The following is a 17,567-nucleotide window of genomic DNA, read 5'->3' on the forward strand; positions in this document are numbered from 1 at the left end:
ATTCTATAAAAACTACTCTTACATGTTTGTTTGATGACTACGCAAATTTCGTACTTGAAGTCCACTATACGAAGGGGCGCCGTTATGAAAGTGACTCGCTTCAGGCTGGTTCGCGACCACAGTAATAGGTCTACGGTTTTACAATGTATGATTATGCTATGCTTAGGTACATTAATTTATTGGTGGATCACTTGCTACCGACATCATCTAGAACTCAAAAAAACGATTGAGTTTTTGGAAGAATCCCATCCATCAAACCGATTCAATCCAGTAAGCATACGACCCTGTTTCAAGAAATGACCGTCATGCCTGCCCATGTAGCGTGCCATATATTCCTACGCAACGTCTCGTTTAACGCCTGAATCATGTATACAACTGCTCGCTTAGTAAGGGTTGCCAAAACAGTTTCGGTAGGGGCCATCGGTCTCCTTGGTCTCATCATTGTACTGGGTAACACCACCGATTATTACACCAATTATCGCTTCGTCGAGCACGTGCTGAAAATGGATACCACCTTTCCGGCTAGTCGGATTCAGTACCGACATATCAACAATCCACTGCTGTTTCATGTGGGCTACGTATTGATCATCGGACTGGAAACGATGATGAGTGTTTGCTGTCTGCGTGGATGCTGGTTACTAGCGAAACACCTAAACAGCGATCCTATCACGTTTCAGGCCGCTAAGAACTGGGCCGTGGCGGGTATTATCATTGGTATTTTGATTTGGTTCGTTGGCTTTGAGGTGGTTGGCGGGGAATGGTTTGCCATGTGGCAAAGTGCAAGCTGGAACGGCTTAGCCAGTGCTGAACGGATCGTGAGTTTTCTGATGTTGACCCTGCTACTCTTACAACACCGCGATGAGTAAACGCTTCACGCGTTAATTTTTATGAAAAGTAGGAGAATAAAGGAGGTGAGGCTAACGCTACGCATCAATCCCTTCTTTTTAGTCGACTACCTAACGCTATTCCTATGCTGCTTAAACCTGATCTTCGACTAAGCCGGGTCATCCGGATTACCTGGAAGGTGGATGTGTGGATGATTGCCCTCTGTACGGGGGCCTATCTGCTGGAAACCTATCTACTCCGGGGGAACGTTCGCATCCCCAACAACATACCGGCCCTATTGGCCACCACGCTGGCCTTTTTCATTGGCTTCAACAACAACCAGGCCTATAGCCGCTGGTGGGAGGCCCGCACCATCTGGGGGGCTTTAGTCAACGATTCTCGCTCCTGGACCCGCGCACTGCTGGCCTATACCCAGCCGTACGATGAGGTAAGAACGGACCAAGACCGCCCTAATGAACTGGCCACCCGGTTAATACGCCGGAATTTAAGTTTTGTGTATGCGCTCAAAAGCAGCTTACGGGGAACCGATGCAGTCGACTATCAGTGCTATCTGGAGCCGACTGATCTGTCCATTCTTACTCGCTACTCGAATATTCCGGCCGTCCTGCTGGATCTACAGACACAGGATGTGCAGACCTTGCGGCAAACCGGCCAAGTGGATGGCTTCGCGTTTTTAGCCCTGAACGAGTTGCTGGTTCGCTTTAGCGACAGCCTGGGCCGCTGTGAGCGCATCAAAAATACTTTGTTTCCGGTGACGTACCTGTATTTTACCCGGGTATTTATCTGGCTGATGATTGTTATTCTGACCATCGATATTGCCGAAGACGCGGGTATGTGGTCCATTATTCTGGGCTGGCTCATTGGGTTTGTCTTTCACGTCACGCATCTGAACGGGCTGAACCTGGTGAATCCCTTCGATGGTAATCCGGCCAGTGTACCGCTGGATTCGATCGTACGTACGATCGAAATTAACGTCCTGCAAACGCTTCACGCGGCTGAGGTTCCCAAACCCATTGAAACCGTGGAGGGGGAGTATATCTTATAGCAGTGATTAACTCAACCTATGGAAAATAAAAAATAGGCAACACGGGATCAACCGTCTTTTCTTTTTGGTACTATGTGCCGGCCTAAGGCTGCGTTTTAAGGACCTGTAGGACTCCCACGGGCAAAATAGGCGTTAGGGAGCTAACATTGTCCGATTTGGGCAAGTAAAATGGCGGATTTAGGCAACCGCTGGGTGGAGATCACCCCCTACTTTTGTCCCATAGTCGGATCAAGTTGGCCAGACCAATGGGTCTAGAATTGATCCGCTAGCCATTCGCTTCGGCGCAGGGTGGCGGCAGCGGCCGACCGTCTGTGTCATCCGATCAGGCGAAAGTGCTTGCCGAAAGACCGGGTAATTTTTCCAGGAGGCCAAGTAGCAGCATAGGCTGGTGTAGGACAAGGACGACTCCGGGTTTCCCTAATCGATTAGGGCGGTCCTCTTGACTTAATTCTGCTCAAAAAGAGTGTATAGCATTTTTAGAACATAGTCTACTTAGTTAAAAACCAAGACCATCATGAGCCCAACAATCTCGAATCAAGAGCCCGTTGTAGCAACCGCTGACGTTAATGTTTCTGCCGCTGAACCATCCTTTTCTTCCCTGTCAGAAGCGCAGAATCGCCACTTGTCTTTTCCCGTTTCTCTAGAAACCCCCAACTCGTTAGCGGATCGACTGGCTTACGAAATGAAACTGGTTCAGTTCGTCCTGACTGAGTCGGAAGCCGCCTTTACCAGTCCGGTTCGAAAGTTTGTTGTTCCGGGCGGGCAGCAGCTCCAGTATAATCAGAACTAGTGTCTGTATCAATGCCCGCCAGCATGACCAGCTTAGCATGCCCTGATGGATTATATACTTGGGCAAGGGGGTACGTCCCGGTGGGGATCTGTATAGCGACGCTGTGGTGTCAAGGCAGTGGCTATTCCTGTCGTGAAAGTCAATTTTTGCGTTTACATTTTTTCATTTAATCAAATCACAAGAATCATGGTTTCAGCAAGCATTTATGCGATTATGGGGTTAGGCGGTCAGGAAATGATTTTTATCTTTTTGGCTTTGGTGTTGTTGTTTGGTGCCAAGAAGATTCCCGAACTGGCCCGGGGGCTGGGGAATGGCATCAAAGAATTCAAAGACGCCACCAAAGACGTTCGGGGTAATCTCGAAGATGGTCTAAAATAAATCGGGACGAACGAATCGAGCTTGTACCAACACAGCCCATCCGACAGTTCATCAGGAAACTGTCGGATGGGCTGTGTTGGTATTAGGCGGTTTTTCGGTAGCAGGAAAGGCAATATGAGGTCAGTAGCCGTTTATTTCAAATTCTCAAATAAGGCTCGATTAGTGAATGTTTATGTTAGCTAAGTGGCCATGACGTTTCGTGCTGAAGCGGTCACCTTGAAACGAAAAGCCGTAACCAAAAAGGGCTGGACCGGGTGATGGCTCATGGACCGCATGCCTAAACCTTTAAGAACGCTGGTAGTTGACAGTAAGTCTACTTCGCCGTCTTGATGAGTAACTCTATACATCCATCCGACTCCCTGCTTTCCGTCTACCGCACGGCCTTTGAGCATAGCCGGCAAGGCTTTTGCTTGCTGCAAAAACTCCCTACCCTGACGACGGCCCTAAGCGATTTTCGCTATCTATTGACCAATCCGGCTTTCGAACAGCAAATGGGACTCGATCAAGCGGTAGGCAAAACGATCAGGCAACTGGTACCCCAGGCCGAAGCACAGATCATGGATTACTATGACGGCGTGGCCCGGACGGGTCAGCCCATCCATTTTGAGGACTATGTATCAGCCCTGGATATATGGATGGCCGTCGATGCCTTTCGGGTTGGCGAATTTGATCAACCTACCATTGGTGTCTTGTTTACCAATATCACCCAGCGCAAACTGGCCGAAGAAGCTTTACGGAAAAGTGAAGAGAAATACCGACTATTAGGCATAGCCTCCTCGGATGTCATCTATACGATGAGTCCGGACTGGACGCAGATGCACCAGCTCATGGGTAAGTCGTTTCTGGCCGATACAAATGATCTAAACGCCTCCTGGCTCGAGATTTATATTCCGCCTGAGGATCAGTCCCAGGTCTGGCAGGTGATCCAGGAGGCCATCCGCACCAAAAGCCCCTTTGAGTTGGAACACCACGTCCGTCGAGCCGATGGGACCATTGGCTGGACCTTTTCGCGGGCTATTCCAGTGCTCGATGAGCAGGGTGTTATCCAGGAATGGTTGGGAGCTGCCAGCGATATTACCGCCCGCCGACAGGCCCTGGAATCCCAGCAACAAAGCAAAGACCGCCTACAATTGGCCCTGGATGTGGCCCAACTGGGCACCTGGAATTGGAACCTGCTCACCAATGAGGGGTACCTGGATGCTCGGGGAGCGGAGCTAATCGGTCTGGCCCCCGGTTATCTAGCCAACGTAGCCCAGGCCCAGATGGCCAGCATTCATCCCGACGATTTGGCCCGCACGGAAGCCAGCGTAATGGCCGGTATTGCGAACGGGGTACCCTTCGGCCTCAGCTATCGGGTCATCCATCCCGACCAACGTGTCCACCATATTCGCTCCCGCTTCCGGGTGGTAGCCGACCCGACGGGACGCCCCGTGGAACTGATGGGGACAAACCTGGACATAACGGCGGAATATGAGCAGACGATAGCGCTACGCCAAAGTGAGGAGCAGCTTCGGCAGTTGTCGGCAAATTTGGAAAGTCAGGTGCACCAGCGCACGGGGGAGTTGGCCGCGGCTAACCATGAATTGATGATCAATAACCAGGCCTTAGCCGAAGCCAATGATCTGCTGGTTCGCTCGAATGCCAACCTACAAACCTTTGCCTACATCGCCAGCCATGATTTGCAGGAACCCCTGCGCAAGATTCAGCAGTTTGGGGATCTCTTAAAAACGCGTTATACGGACTCAACCGGCGAGGCATTCGTGTATCTGGAGCGGATGCAGACGGCGGCCGCTCGGATGTCGACGCTGATTCGGGACCTGCTGAACTACTCCCGTATTTCCACCCAGCGGGACGAGAGTGCGCCCGTCTCGCTCCAGACCATTGTTGCCACCGTGCTCACTACGTTGGACTGGACGATTCAGCAATCGGGGGCTCAGATTCAGGTGGGGCCGCTGCCTACGCTAACGGGCGATGCCTCCCAGCTGGGCCAGCTGTTCCAGAACCTGCTGAGTAACGCCCTTAAGTTTCGCCAGGCCGATACCCCCCCCCTGATTCAGGTATGGGCGCAACCCGTGAAATCCGTCGACTTACCGGCTGGAGTGAAGCCCAGTCGCGTGGCGGTCGAGTACCACCGGATTGATGTGGTGGATAATGGGGTAGGTTTCGAGGAGAAATACCTGGATCGCATCTTCCAAGTTTTTCAGCGTTTGCACGGCAAAAACGAGTTTGCTGGCACGGGTATCGGGCTGGCGATTTGTGAGAAGGTGGTGACCAATCATGGGGGGGCGATTACGGCCACGAGCCAGCTCGGTCAGGGAGCCACGTTTAGCGTTTACTTGCCCGGCTAAGAGTACTGGGTTAGACAGTATCTTTTGGTAATTCGGTCGGTCGGTTGGGCCTTTTTAAGATATACTCTTTTAAAGACAATTCTCAAATAATGCTCGATTTCTGTTACACGGACTCCCTTGAATCATGTGTCCTCAATGGTAAATGCATCCACCTTCTGCTAATTATAGCCAATTCCAGCTTCCTACTTCAAAGCTGTATGAAGGAGTCTTGTTTCGCAATAAAGTGAATGCGTGAATGGGCTACTATTCAGGCGGTTTTGAGCGTTACTGACCCCGTTCTAATTACGAGTAAATCCCCGTCAACCTGGATGGGCTGGTTTGCTGTTGGCTTATCCCATAAGCTGACTCGATTGAAACCCTAAAGAGTCTGCTTTACGCAACTGTTCACATAATATATCCCCTCGCTCTATACGCTGTGCAGCTGGAAATGGCCAGGCGTTAGGAAAGCAAGTAAGTGTCAAATTGGAGGCTTATTTCACTCCATAAAAGCGGTCTAGTGTATGCCGGTAGGGGCTGAATTTAAGGGTCAGGTTAACATAATGAAAGTTATACAACAGACCGTATGCTACTGATTTCTGTGTACAGTAAATCGGTAAGCTTATGTATATTAGCATATTACAACGAAATAAGAAAACTAGAAAATCGCTTCATTTTAAGCGAAGGGTCGTCGAAGTCTATCGAGCTGAAATCGCTCAGCCCGTCGACATCCAACAATACCTACACATTCCGCTGACCGAATTACGGCAGTTGAACCGATGGTATTTCAAGCACCGATTAGCCCCTTATTTATATCCCTATCGCTGTTATAAATCCATGAAAAAGCACAACCAAGATGCCTACGTCAAAGCCCTCGAACGACGTCTGGCCGCCACGGAAGAGGAAAATAAATTGCTTAAACTCAAAGCTGAAGCCTTTGAAACGGCCATCCAAATTGCCGAAGAACAATTCCATATCCCTATCCTAAAAAAGTCTGCCGGGCCGCCGGGCGGCACCAAACAATTGACCAACTGACTCGTCGCTATCCCCTGGTGGGCATGGAGCAGTTATGTGGATTGTTTGGCTTAACAAGACAAGCCTGGTATGCGGCTACCCGGCGTCAGGAGAAAAAAGGCTTTCAGGTAGCCATTGTCCTGGCTGAAGTTAGGCGATTGCGCAGGCAGGTTGCGGGCTTGGGAACGACTAAATTGTATAAAATGATGCAGGCCTTTCTAACCTCTCATCAAATCAAGCTAGGGCGTGATAGGTTACATAATCTATTAAAAGTCAACGGTTTGTTGGTAACTAAGAAACGATCAAGAATCAAAACGACTGACTCTGATCATAATTTGGAGAAGTACCGCACCGGCGGCCCGGCCTAATCAGGTGAAGGAGCTCAAACCCGATCGAGTTGGTCAGCTCTGGGTGAGTGATTTGAGTTACATTCGGGTGGGGATTGGCTTTGCTTATTTGTCGGTGATTATGGATGCGTATTCACGTAAAATTGTAGGTTGGTCATTTCATAAAACGTTAGAAGCCAAAGGGCCAGTAGCAGCTCTGGAGATGGCGTTAAAAACGCGAGTTCAAGTCGATCAACCGCTTATCCACCACTCGGATCGGGGTGTTCAATATTGTTCCGGAGCCTATGTGGATCGGCTGCGCCAGGCAAAGATTACGATTAGTATGACCGAGTCAGGCGACCCCAATGAGAATGCTTTAGCGGAGCGGGTTTTCCGCACCTTGAAAGAAGACTTTCATCTTTGGGGCTTCCCAACGTTTGGTATGGCCGAAACGGCTATTGAGCAGGCCATCGTTGCTTATAATTCGCTACGACCGCATGCGTCTTTAGGCTATAAAACGCCTAATCAAGCCCATCAAGGTCAAGGCTATCAGCCATTAAAATGGTACCCGTATAAAAAAGTGCGGTACGGAAATGTGCAATATCAGGTTGATAATCAGTTTTGTTCCCCTTTGTAAACCTATTCTAGTAGCATACGGACCGTATGCTACTGAAGGGGTATCTAACACATTTAGGGTAAATCCGCCAGATTACTGGACATCAGGGGTAAATAGCCGAAAAGTGGCTGACCGATGGTAAGTTTAACCGGGCCGCCGGGCGGTTCGCTAAAACTTATTAAAACTACCACCATGGCCAAGCCACCGCTCCGGCGGCCTGGTTTTTGCCAAATGTAGAAGGGTCTTTCCGGATATTCCAGAGCACATTTTCCGAAACTTATTATTGGTCTGTTCGGCCATTACGCTGGCCCGGTCCACTAATTTGAATGTATTGAAGGACTATCTGCCTCAACTGCTGGCTAATGAGCAGACCAAAGCCGATTCCCATTACAAACGACTTATCCGCTTTTTTCGAGTGTCAAAGCCCAGTCGATTAGTCATCTGTATACTTCAGTTCGTTTTCCGGCTTTTTCAAAGCCGCATTACCCATCTAATCTTAGACGCGACTACTTGGCGGGTGGGCAAGAAACCCATTCATTTATTAACCCTGTGCATCCTTTACCGGGATACAGCCATCCCAATTTATTGGGTTCAACTCCATAAAAAAGGCCACAGCAGTGAGGTTGAACGCCAACAGTTGATGACTGAAGCCCTAGTCTATTACCGTCTAGAAGGTAAAATTCTGCTGGCCGATCGGGAATATATTGGCGAGAAATGGCTACGCTCTCTTTGTTTAGAAGGCATCGATTTTGTTGTTCGGTTAAGTGAAGGCTGCTATCGGTTAGCGATCAGTGCAGCACCAGGTCCGGCTTATTCTAAGCTAACTCGGCAAGCCTACCACCGCAAGCGGGGCGTCATCAAAGGGTTCATATTGAATGGGTGTGCGATGTCAATCGTTATGCTCAAAAATCCCAAAAATGAGCCGAATGAGCCACTTTTATATTTTATCTCCAGCCTCACTCACAAGGTCAAAATTACAGAAGCCTATCGACGTCGCTGGCGGATCGAAACCTATTTTAAACATCTCAAAACTCAGGGATTCAACATTGAAGACCTCAACTTCAAAAACGATGGTAAGATTATGTTGCTCATCGCTATTGTGGTAATGGCCTATGTTTTGTCCCTAAAAGAAGCGTTTGAAAAGGGCTCCTTGAAGCAGAAGGTGTACCGAGATGGAAGCCGTTCGATGGCCGTTTCGTTCTTTCGTCAAGGCATCACCAGTTTACGTCGCCATGTACGATCATTAGCTCAATTTATCCACTATTTGGAATCCATAGCTCAATCACTTTTGACGCCCCAATGGATGTATGTCCAGTAATCTGGCGAATTTACCCTAAATGTGTTAGCTACCTCACTGAAATCAGTAGTTCATGAGTCATGTCTGAGTCCTCAAGAAGATATAAATTCAGTACCGTTTAGCCCTTTTTTTTGGTAAAATATTTCCGAGCAATGAGCCGATCGATTGAGTCTGACCACTCATTCGTGTATCAGGTACCGATGGATAAAAACTTAATTGTGGCTGTGGTGCTTTTGCCGTCTGGGTGTCCCGTCCTGACGTTTTTGGCGGCTTTAATTTATCCAACCCCAGCGATTTGGCTAAATATTTATTCCGGTTCTTCACGTCTGGACGCATGCCATTAAGAAATTCAGAATGAAGTCGAAATAGCGTTTCCATTAGCTCAGGATCGGTTATGGTTAGGTCTTTTTCCCCAAGGCTTTAGTTGATACTGGGCCATCACTTCATAGTCTTTGATTACCAACTCATGGGTAGCTAAGGCGCTCAACTTTTCAGCATCCTCCTGTACACCCTCCACGGCCAATTGCTGGGCCGTTCGTATTTGAAATTCGAGTTCAATCACTTGGCTAACACCCTAAAATAGGTCAATATCAGGAGCCATCTAACTCGAATTACGTTGCCCCACTCTTATTGTTAGCTGAGGCTACAAGCTAAACATCTGTCGGTTGTTTTCCAAGAGGACCAAGGCAACTAAGTAGGTATAAGAACCTGTTAATCAACGGATTCCCTCCTCCCCTAGCGCCGTTAATTTCCCATTAAACTTTCCGCAGATATAAGGTAGTGATGCCTTGTCGGAGGTGAATGGGAAAGCTTTTTAACTCCCGATCAATGATTTTGTGGTCATGGGGCATATCCTGGGTAATGTACTCGGGATCAATGAAAATGATGTTGAGCCGTTCATGCACGGGGTGGCCAACTCGCTCAGTGTGCTTGAGTAAGTGTTCACTACTGGTGGTCGTTTTCATACTGGCCAGATCATCAAAATAGCGGTAGGTACAATACCAATAATAATATTTGTGGTGGTAGTTCGAAAAACAGGCCTGGTAGGCATCCGGTTGCTCCCGAACGGTACGCAGAAGTTCGTCCGTTTCTTTAAGTTCTTTGAGTTGACCCACGCTGAGCTGCTCCATGAGGGACCGGTTCAATAGTTCATCCCGGTAATTCTTGATATGTTGCACTACATCCCCATGGGTAACACTTCGTTCAATGGAGTACTTATGCTTGAAAAAGAAGGAAAGCGAGATGGCTGGCTTGTCATAATTGATTAATTTGAGGTTTTTGAGGGGTTTGCCGGGTCGATTATAGGCCTGGTACTGCTTCATGAACTGCATGGGAATGAAGTAGTATTCTAACTGGGGATCGGCTGGTGGGATGTTGCTAATTTGGTTGATGCCGGGGGTTAGCAAAACGGCCTGAGTTTTGAGCACGGTGCGAAGGCCCTCTAGTGGGGCTTCATCATCACGTTTAACTGGTTTTCTGGGCATAAGTGTTATATGAAAATACAACTACTTTATTTACTATAAAGGTAAATAAAAAATATTACTTTTTTAAAAGCTATGCATTTGTTTTATTACTAAAAAGGCTTTTATCAGTGGGTTATGCTAAAAATCAAGATTTTGCCGGTTTATATGTATTTGAAAAGTGAGGTTTAGTCGGTCAAGTGCAAAAAGACTTGTATAAACCCAGATTTTGGTACTCACAGTCACCATTTACTATAGATATACCCAATATTTTGGCTTTTCTTCCCCAAAAAAGCGTGCTTTCACTCAATTTTATAGAGACCAAAATCATCTCGAATAGTGAGGTTTGGTCGGTGTCAAATTCATAATTTGTTACAAAGTCAAGGATGATTTATACACCAAACACTTTAGCAGTGTATGCCCCCCAATTTTCAATAGTTTTAGAGGAATTTCGTTTTTCTATTTCTAACAGTTTTTTACGAATAATGGCTAAGTCAAAATTTGCTAAGACTCGATCCCGCTGATCCGGCCTTAGCCCAAACCGGGTTAATAACCTCTCCCCTACCAGCGTCGCATCACTATCAATTCCAGGTAGAAATAACTCTTGTTCGAGCCTAACCCACTTAATAGTAAACGTTAAATCTGTAATTTTCCGACCTGTCTTATGCTGACGAAACCGGACCAGTAAATCACTGCGCTGATTTATTTCGTTTACGGCAGGGTCAATAACAAAGCGGAAAAAGTTAGAGATATTATATTCTTCCTTTCCAGATTCAGGATCAAATAAATTTAGTCGATGCTTTAGATCAAGTATAGCTATTTTAAACGTGCCAATATCTTTCCATTGCGAAAACATCTCATACAACCTCTTTGCGTATTTTCCCGTCATACGCATAGCCATTTCTTTACCAAATGTGGTAAAATTTCCAGTTAGGCCCGTAAGTAAGGGACGCATGTTAGGATCAACCCGAAGACTTATTGTTCCTCTCCCATAATCATAAACAGCGCTTGAAAAGGGATTTACCTGCACGAGCTGGCCATTGACATACATTTCAAAAACAACTTGCATCATCCCTTTTGTAGCCTCTTGTAGATTCCTGTAGCCATTATCAGGGTCTCTATCAAGGTCATGCATAATATCTTGAACTTTGAAAGTATATACTGTGTCATTTGTATCTTCTGGCCTTACAGCAGCTTGAAGCGTATACATTAAGTTCTTTTGCAACTCGCTCATCTCATAACGAGCCGTTGTGATGCTATTCCCTTGATAGAGCAATGTATGTACGACTTTATCACCCTTACGTTTATTTTCAGTTCGTTTGCTAACCTCTGCCATGATGAATTATCAAGAGTATTTATCAACCATACAATTTCTGAAAAGTCTCTGACTATTCCTGAAAGTTAAATGCTTATAACCATATAATTACTGAAAGTTGAATCTGACAATTTCTGAAAATAACAATACAATCTCTGAAAGTTAACGTATAATTTCTGAAAGAAAAACCTTATAAGCTTCTAATAATCAATAGCTTATAGCGTGTTCAAAGAATCAAAAATTTTAATAAAAAAATGATTCACAATAATTGACTGTGAGTCATTGAAGATGAAAAAATGTGGATAAGTCTTATATTTTAGATAAAAAAAAGCAAAAAGGTCATTAGTAAAAATATTTTGATTTAAGCCGGATCATACAATACCTGAAAGTTAAATAGTATGGTATTGAATATCAAGGAGTTATGAAAAAAAAATTCATTCGTCTTTCCTATAAATAAATCATACAATTTCTGAAAGTAAGCTAACAGCTACCTGTATATCAATAAGTTATACCACGTATTTAGTTATCTTAATATATTTAAATGGCAGAATAACAGAATTATATAATACAATTTCTGAAAGAAAGCTTACAACTCAGTCATAATCAAACTATTATACTAGTTTTGAATCTGGGTAAATACATGTCTGGCAATAAATTTAAGAGTGTAATTATATCATATAATTACTGAAACTTAAACCGTAAACTTTTGATGATCAGATAGTTATCTCACTATATTATTTTTACTATTCAGGTTAAGAGCTTCAAGAATCATACAATTACTGAAATTAAACCTATAACTTGTTGATAGTGAGATATTTAATATTATAATCAGAAACGTATTTTTTAGTAAAATCGATAGATTTAAGTTTAAAAATCATATAATTACTGAAAGTTAAAGTATAACTAACTTTATATCAGCTAGTTATCCCTATACATATATGCATTTAATATCTCTATAAGAATTTATAAGTCTATTATCATAACATATAAAAGGGTTATAAAGGCTATTGGGTAGAAAATTATACCAGAGTTGTATATTCATATTAAAAAAGGTATAAATTTAAGGCAAAAATTTACTCCTCTATTATGCTTACTCATGACGAGGTATGCGCCTTTCTTAAGAAAAAGCCAACGCTTTCTCATTCAGGATTAACCAAGGAAGCTAGCCTTCCAACCGGTACCCTAGCAAAAGCAATAAGTGGTCAGCGTAAACTAACTGAGTCTCACTTACGCGCCTTAGAGCCCATTTTAGCACAATACGGTATTGAAGAGTTTCGAAATCGTCGGGCAACAGTCATTTCTGTAGTTAACCATAAAGGGGGAGTAGGAAAAACTACTACCACAATCAATTTAGGTAAGGGACTAGTGAACCGTCATCAATCAGTTCTGTTAATCGATATGGATTCCCAAGGAAATCTTTCCCAAAGTTTGGGCATCCATAATCCAGAGAAACAGTTATTTCAGGCCCTGACAGCAGGAACTGAGATGCCCGTACTTACTCTATCAGATTCCTATCACCTAGTACCGAGTGATTTAGAATTATCTAGGGCAGAAGCTGAGCTTATTAAAACGCCAAGTGGAGTATTACGTTTCCGAAATGTATTAGCACCACTACTGGCTAAATACGACTATATCTTAATTGACTGCCCACCATCCTTAAATATATTTACCTATTCTGCTTTAGTGGCTTCTACTGCTGCCCTAGTTGTTCTTGAACCAGAGGCCTCAGCCGTTAAAGGAATGTATAACTTATTAGAGCTTATCACTGATATTCAGGAATCATTCAACCCCAGATTAAAAGTTGAAGGTATCGTAATGGCTCAAGTAAATCCTCAATTAGTGCTCCATCGTGAACTAATGGGTAAGGTCAGGGATAATTTGAAAGGTCAACCTTTTTTCAAGACGGAAATTCGCCAAAATGTGGCCATTGCCGAATCACAGTACATTGGTAAAACTATTTTCGATTATAAGCCATCCTCAACAGGGGCCACTGATTACCAATCACTAGCTGATGAGGTATTTGCAAACCATTCTTTTTAACTCTTCCCTTTATTATGAAACGATTTGCTACGGCTTCTGGAGAATCCCCTGTGCTACATAGAAACACTGCCAATTTAATGCAGGGTATACTAGATGAAGTAAAAGCCAGCATTACAATTCTTCCTGATTTACAGGCACTTATTCCAGAACTTCAAAAAAGTGAATATGAGCAGTTAGAAGATAACATTCGGAAAGAAGGTTGTCGGGATTCCCTATTGATCTGGCAAACTACTCAAGGAATAATCGATGGAACTGAAAACGGTTCACCTGTCAACATATTGGTGGATGGGCATAATCGATATTCGATATGCAAAAAACACAGTATTGATTTTAAAGTCGTTCTTCGCGAATTTCTAAGCCTTCAGGCTGTTCGTGACTTTATGATTAATAACCAGTTGGGACGCCGTAATCTGACGCCTGAGCAAACATCATATCTAAGAGGGCTTAAATATCGAAATGAACGACAAACCGCAGGAAGGCCTATTCAAGACGAAAGTACTGATGAACAAAGCATGGGCCAACGGACGCAGGACCGTCTGGCTCAGGAATTTAATGTGTCACCAAGAACAATTCACCGAGACCGTGAATATTCAGAAGGTATTGATAAACTGACCCCTGATCTCAAACAAGAAGTTTTAAGTGGCAAGCAGAAAGTAGCAAAGGAACTGATCCGAAGCGTTGGGCGAGTCTCTGAAGTAAACACTCCTCTTTCTTTACCCGAATTACTCACGTTTGATCAGTCAACCTCATCAAAAGAACCAACGAAATTAACTTATGATGCTAGTAAAGTCGCTAATGTCATTAAAGAAATTACTAATACTGTATCACAACTAGATCACACTTCACCAAATTTTGAGGATGTTTGCAATAAAATAATAGCCCTAGTTAATAAAGCTAAGAAGCTTAAAAGTACATAAGAACTCATAAATAGTTTGTTAACTTGGTAATCTATTGATAATAAAGGGTTTATAAAAATGTTGCCAAGTTGGCAACATTTACAATTAGCTTGAAAAGAGAAAGTCCATTGAACTAAAAAAAAGACAAACCTCAACAGCACAGGCGAAGTCGGTGCTGTTGAGGTTTGTTCGTTAGAATTGGGGTAGCTGGCACATTCGGGGTATATCCGCCAGACTCTTATATAACTAATCACTGGGTGCAAAGACTAACTCAGTCTGGTTAACTCCAAATGAATGAATAAGTCGGTTGATGGCCTTTATCTTCCGTTTGCGTTGTTGGTCCTGCCACAACTGAGCCGCAGTCGGATTATAAGCCTGCTTATGGGCTAACATCTGATAGACAATAACCGCAATCTTTCGAGCCGTTGCCGTAATGGCCTTACTGCGACCTCGTCGATGAGACACTCGTCGAAAGAATTCACCTAAATGAGCCTTACTCCGAGCTACGGCATTGGCTGACGCGCGAAAGGCAGCGGCCAATCGGTGCTTCTTAGGTTGGGTGCGCCTTGACAAAATACGACCTCCTGAAATCTTATGATTAGGCCTAACCAAGCAGCGAACTGTTTGGCCGACCCAAATGAATCAGCCAATTTGAGACCAGTCTCGGCCAAAAGTGTTAACAGGGTCGTGTGACTAACGCCCTCAATTTCGCTCAGATCAACTCCACCAGACAAAGTATACACCAACCGAGGCAGATCCAAGGCGGGGGCATTTTTAGCGGGTGCTTTATGAGCTATAAAGGTAGTTGGATGGGTCATTGAATCGGCTACTTCAGCCTGACTAAGCAGTAAGGCTTCAATGCGCTGATCACACAAACGGATCTTTTGCCAATGGAATTGATAGATCTTGTAGCAATCCTGCAACTCAAGAATATATTCCTCTCTCCATTGACCCGTCAAGGCTTTAACAAGCGTTTCGGTCTTAGCTTTCACTCGAGGGTCGGCTAATTCAGCCAGCCGGGTTGCATTCCGCTCACCCCCTAAAATGGCTTCGATAATACGCAATCCGGTCTTGCCACTGATGTCTCTTAAGACACTGGGTAGTTGAATATTCATCAGCACCAATGCTTTCTGCATTCGATTCAGGTAACTGCTAGCCGTCTCCAGCAGGTGTTGTCGATGCCGGGAGTGCGGGCGTAATTTCTCGGTAAAGGCATCGGGCTGGAAACTGCCTGAAAGCAGGCCACAACTGTGAAGACGTTGCAGCCATTGACTGTCCAATAAATCTGTTTTCTTCCCCTTCAATTGTTTGATATGCTTGGCCTTGACCAAGATCACTTCCAAACCATAGTCCTGCAAGAGTACAAACAAGCATTTCCAGTAGGGACCTGTTGACTCCATGGCTACGGTACGAATATGGTGAGCTTGTAGCCAATAAGCAATGGCATGTAAATCGTCGGTAAAAGCACCGAACTCTAGTACTTCATCAGCCGCTTGGCCTACACAAACCCAATGCGAACGACTCCCGATGTCAATACCAGCCGCTTGGGGGTTAACAATGGAAAAAGAAGCTTCCTGATCCGCCATAATCCGTTGTGGTTAAGAGTGAGCAATACCCCGACAGGCATGTTTATCAACGAAAGAGTCTCTTATACGGAATACCCGAAGGTTCACCAGAGCCGGTTGCTGAACAGGCCCCGACCCGACTACTGGAAGGGCTGTGACGCACCAGTTTCTGAACGGTCTGGAGTCGGATTGCTTAAAGTTATAGCTCGCCGGTTTGACGTGCAACAACGACTACTGGACAAAACGGAATCGACGCGGTTTCGCCGACTTAAAAATACCTAGCAGATAGCCTATAAACTGATCAAAAACCAGTAGGGTCGCAATAAGCACCTCCAATCCCTTCTTGAACAGCGACTGCGCTGGACTGCTATTGCCATTCTGGTAAGTTTTTGTCCCGATTTGCTCGCTGTCGCTTCGCCCGCTTCCACATTCAGCATGTAAGCAAAGACCACCAGGGCCAATAGCAATTTAATCTTGGCCGATTGTTTGAACCAGGACGCCGGAGCGTTTCATCGATTACAAATCAAAACCGTTCGTTTTGAGTGCTTTGAAACACTGTCGCTCCGGCACCCCGGTCGATGCGCCACCGCTTGCGGTAATGAGCTGGCGCAGCCTGAGCATTGTCCAGGCTGGTCAGCCAATAAAAGACTGGTTCTACCCGTTTGCGCGGGTCCCTTGGCGGACGTGGGTCTTCGTGGTGACACATCACTAGTTTGAGCCGACAGTCGGGCCAGTTTAGCCACGTCCACACGGCTCGCTTCTGGCGCAAGGCCTTTTTCTCTAGACTTCGATAGCTTTTTACGGTATCATGCTTGTAGCATTCGCGTTGCAGGCGAATCACGAACCGGGCTGCCGGCGCAGTCATTCCCTTGTTGATGGAGAAAAGTGAACCAGAGCTGGCCCGTGTACTCTCGGTCAGCCAGTAGAATCTTTCCCTTTAGGTTGTACAGTTGAGTAGCTTCCTCCATAAATGACTGCCGCTCACGCGCACTACTGTGGCCTTTTTTGTCGAGATCGCGCCACAGAATGGGTATGGCAACCCCATGATAAAGAAGACTTAATACGAGCAAATGCACATTTTTCTGACCTAATCGCCAACGGGGCCGCCCGAGCGGTAGTTGCATCTAGAATAAGGTACCTGACTCGGCCACTAAGGAGCGTAACCATACACCTCAGAATGGCCTTGGTCAACTGATGCGGATGAGTCGTTTATAGTGGCTGGCGGGTTGCCGGTTGGCCTTGCCTAGGAGCGCACCTAAACGGTCTTTGACGGTGTTCAGATTGCTGCTGCGGCTGGTGAGCAGTGCCTGAGCATAAGGAACAAGTTTTTAACAATTCCCCGGCTGAAGAGAGCTAGGTGGGGCGTAAGTTGCTGAAAAAAAGCAGGCAGCATTGGAGGTTGGGACTATGTATTAGTTAGACCCAATTTAGCTAGACTAGACTCACGTTCTTAAAATGTCCAGTGATCTGTAAATCCGCCAGATTACTGGACATCAGGGGTAAATAGCCAAAACGCGGCTGACCGATGGTAAGTTTAACCGGGCCGCCGGGCGGTTCGCTAAAACTTATTAAAACTACCACCATGGCCAAGCCACCGCTCCGGCGGCCTGGTTTTTGCCAAATGTAGAAGGGTCTTTCCGGATATTCCAGAGCAC

The 17,567-nt window shown here is 45.5% G+C and carries 19 protein-coding genes; 11 read left to right on the forward strand and 8 right to left on the reverse strand.

The window, feature by feature from the left end; all coding sequences use genetic code 11:
• The first annotated feature begins 365 nt into the window (after positions 1-365).
• The 9 genes from ACYVEA_RS32615 to ACYVEA_RS32655 all read left to right on the forward strand — a co-directional run bounded on the left by ACYVEA_RS32615 (position 366) and on the right by ACYVEA_RS32655 (position 8,657).
• Positions 366-866 (forward strand): DUF2165 family protein, encoded by a 501-nt coding sequence (locus ACYVEA_RS32615; protein ID WP_461117566.1) that lies wholly within the window; start codon positions 366-368, stop codon positions 864-866.
• 104 nt (positions 867-970) lie between these two features.
• Positions 971-1,891, forward strand: a complete 921-nt coding sequence (locus ACYVEA_RS32620) for a bestrophin family protein (protein WP_461117567.1) — start codon at positions 971-973, stop codon at positions 1,889-1,891.
• 514 nt (positions 1,892-2,405) lie between these two features.
• Positions 2,406-2,681 (forward strand): hypothetical protein, encoded by a 276-nt coding sequence (locus ACYVEA_RS32625; RefSeq protein WP_461117568.1) that lies wholly within the window; start codon positions 2,406-2,408, stop codon positions 2,679-2,681.
• A gap of 186 nt (positions 2,682-2,867) precedes the next feature.
• The gene (locus tag ACYVEA_RS32630) at positions 2,868-3,059 is read left to right on the forward strand and encodes a Sec-independent protein translocase subunit TatA/TatB (RefSeq protein WP_461117569.1); all 192 of its coding nucleotides are present in this window, start codon (positions 2,868-2,870) and stop codon (positions 3,057-3,059) included.
• A 329-nt stretch (positions 3,060-3,388) separates the two neighbouring features.
• Positions 3,389-5,407 (forward strand): sensor histidine kinase, encoded by a 2,019-nt coding sequence (locus ACYVEA_RS32635; protein WP_461117570.1) that lies wholly within the window; start codon positions 3,389-3,391, stop codon positions 5,405-5,407.
• Between the two features lie 600 nt (positions 5,408-6,007).
• The gene (locus tag ACYVEA_RS32640) at positions 6,008-6,418 is read left to right on the forward strand and encodes a hypothetical protein (protein WP_461117571.1); all 411 of its coding nucleotides are present in this window, start codon (positions 6,008-6,010) and stop codon (positions 6,416-6,418) included.
• Positions 6,419-6,441: 23 nt separating this feature from the next.
• Positions 6,442-6,765, forward strand: a complete 324-nt coding sequence (locus ACYVEA_RS32645) for a hypothetical protein (RefSeq protein WP_461117572.1) — start codon at positions 6,442-6,444, stop codon at positions 6,763-6,765.
• Positions 6,766-6,769: 4 nt separating this feature from the next.
• Positions 6,770-7,360 carry an IS3 family transposase gene (locus tag ACYVEA_RS32650; RefSeq protein WP_461117573.1) on the forward strand — a complete coding sequence of 197 codons (591 nt, stop codon included), beginning with the start codon at positions 6,770-6,772 and terminating at the stop codon, positions 7,358-7,360.
• A 262-nt stretch (positions 7,361-7,622) separates the two neighbouring features.
• Positions 7,623-8,657 (forward strand): transposase, encoded by a 1,035-nt coding sequence (locus ACYVEA_RS32655; RefSeq protein WP_461117574.1) that lies wholly within the window; start codon positions 7,623-7,625, stop codon positions 8,655-8,657.
• 361 nt (positions 8,658-9,018) lie between these two features.
• Here ACYVEA_RS32655 and ACYVEA_RS32660 read toward each other — a convergent pair whose 3' ends face one another.
• From ACYVEA_RS32660 to ACYVEA_RS32670, 3 genes are all read right to left on the reverse strand, one after another.
• Positions 9,019-9,198, reverse strand: a complete 180-nt coding sequence (locus ACYVEA_RS32660; RefSeq protein WP_461117575.1) for a hypothetical protein — start codon at positions 9,196-9,198, stop codon at positions 9,019-9,021.
• Between the two features lie 193 nt (positions 9,199-9,391).
• On the reverse strand, positions 9,392-10,120 hold the full coding sequence (locus ACYVEA_RS32665) for a hypothetical protein (RefSeq protein ID WP_461117576.1): 729 nt from the start codon (positions 10,118-10,120) through the stop codon (positions 9,392-9,394).
• A gap of 367 nt (positions 10,121-10,487) precedes the next feature.
• Positions 10,488-11,432 carry a replication initiation protein gene (locus tag ACYVEA_RS32670; RefSeq protein WP_461117577.1) on the reverse strand — a complete coding sequence of 315 codons (945 nt, stop codon included), beginning with the start codon at positions 11,430-11,432 and terminating at the stop codon, positions 10,488-10,490.
• A gap of 1,065 nt (positions 11,433-12,497) precedes the next feature.
• On the opposite strand from ACYVEA_RS32670, the gene ACYVEA_RS32675 reads away from it, so the two are divergent.
• Complete coding sequence (locus tag ACYVEA_RS32675; RefSeq protein WP_461117578.1) at positions 12,498-13,451, forward strand: ParA family protein; 954 nt, start codon at positions 12,498-12,500, stop codon at positions 13,449-13,451.
• A 14-nt stretch (positions 13,452-13,465) separates the two neighbouring features.
• Entirely contained in the window at positions 13,466-14,368 is a 903-nt protein-coding gene (locus ACYVEA_RS32680; protein WP_461117579.1) for a ParB N-terminal domain-containing protein, read from the forward strand.
• Between the two features lie 225 nt (positions 14,369-14,593).
• On the opposite strand, the gene ACYVEA_RS32685 is transcribed toward ACYVEA_RS32680, so the two are convergent.
• From ACYVEA_RS32685 to ACYVEA_RS32705, 5 genes are all read right to left on the reverse strand, one after another.
• The gene (locus ACYVEA_RS32685) at positions 14,594-14,812 is read right to left on the reverse strand and encodes a hypothetical protein (protein ID WP_461117580.1); all 219 of its coding nucleotides are present in this window, start codon (positions 14,810-14,812) and stop codon (positions 14,594-14,596) included.
• Positions 14,813-14,850: 38 nt separating this feature from the next.
• A complete protein-coding gene (locus ACYVEA_RS32690; RefSeq protein WP_461117581.1) occupies positions 14,851-15,933 on the reverse strand; it encodes an IS110 family RNA-guided transposase in 1,083 nt (360 codons plus the stop codon).
• A gap of 502 nt (positions 15,934-16,435) precedes the next feature.
• The gene (locus ACYVEA_RS32695) at positions 16,436-16,777 is read right to left on the reverse strand and encodes a hypothetical protein (RefSeq protein WP_461117582.1); all 342 of its coding nucleotides are present in this window, start codon (positions 16,775-16,777) and stop codon (positions 16,436-16,438) included.
• Positions 16,719-17,036 (reverse strand): hypothetical protein, encoded by a 318-nt coding sequence (locus tag ACYVEA_RS32700; protein WP_461117583.1) that lies wholly within the window; start codon positions 17,034-17,036, stop codon positions 16,719-16,721. Before ACYVEA_RS32700 ends, ACYVEA_RS32695 begins: the two co-directional genes overlap by 59 nt.
• A gap of 307 nt (positions 17,037-17,343) precedes the next feature.
• Positions 17,344-17,567: hypothetical protein (locus ACYVEA_RS32705; RefSeq protein WP_461117584.1), on the reverse strand; the 224-nt coding region annotated here is incomplete at its 5' end.

It is taken from the genome of Spirosoma jeollabukense, assembly GCF_054777855.1.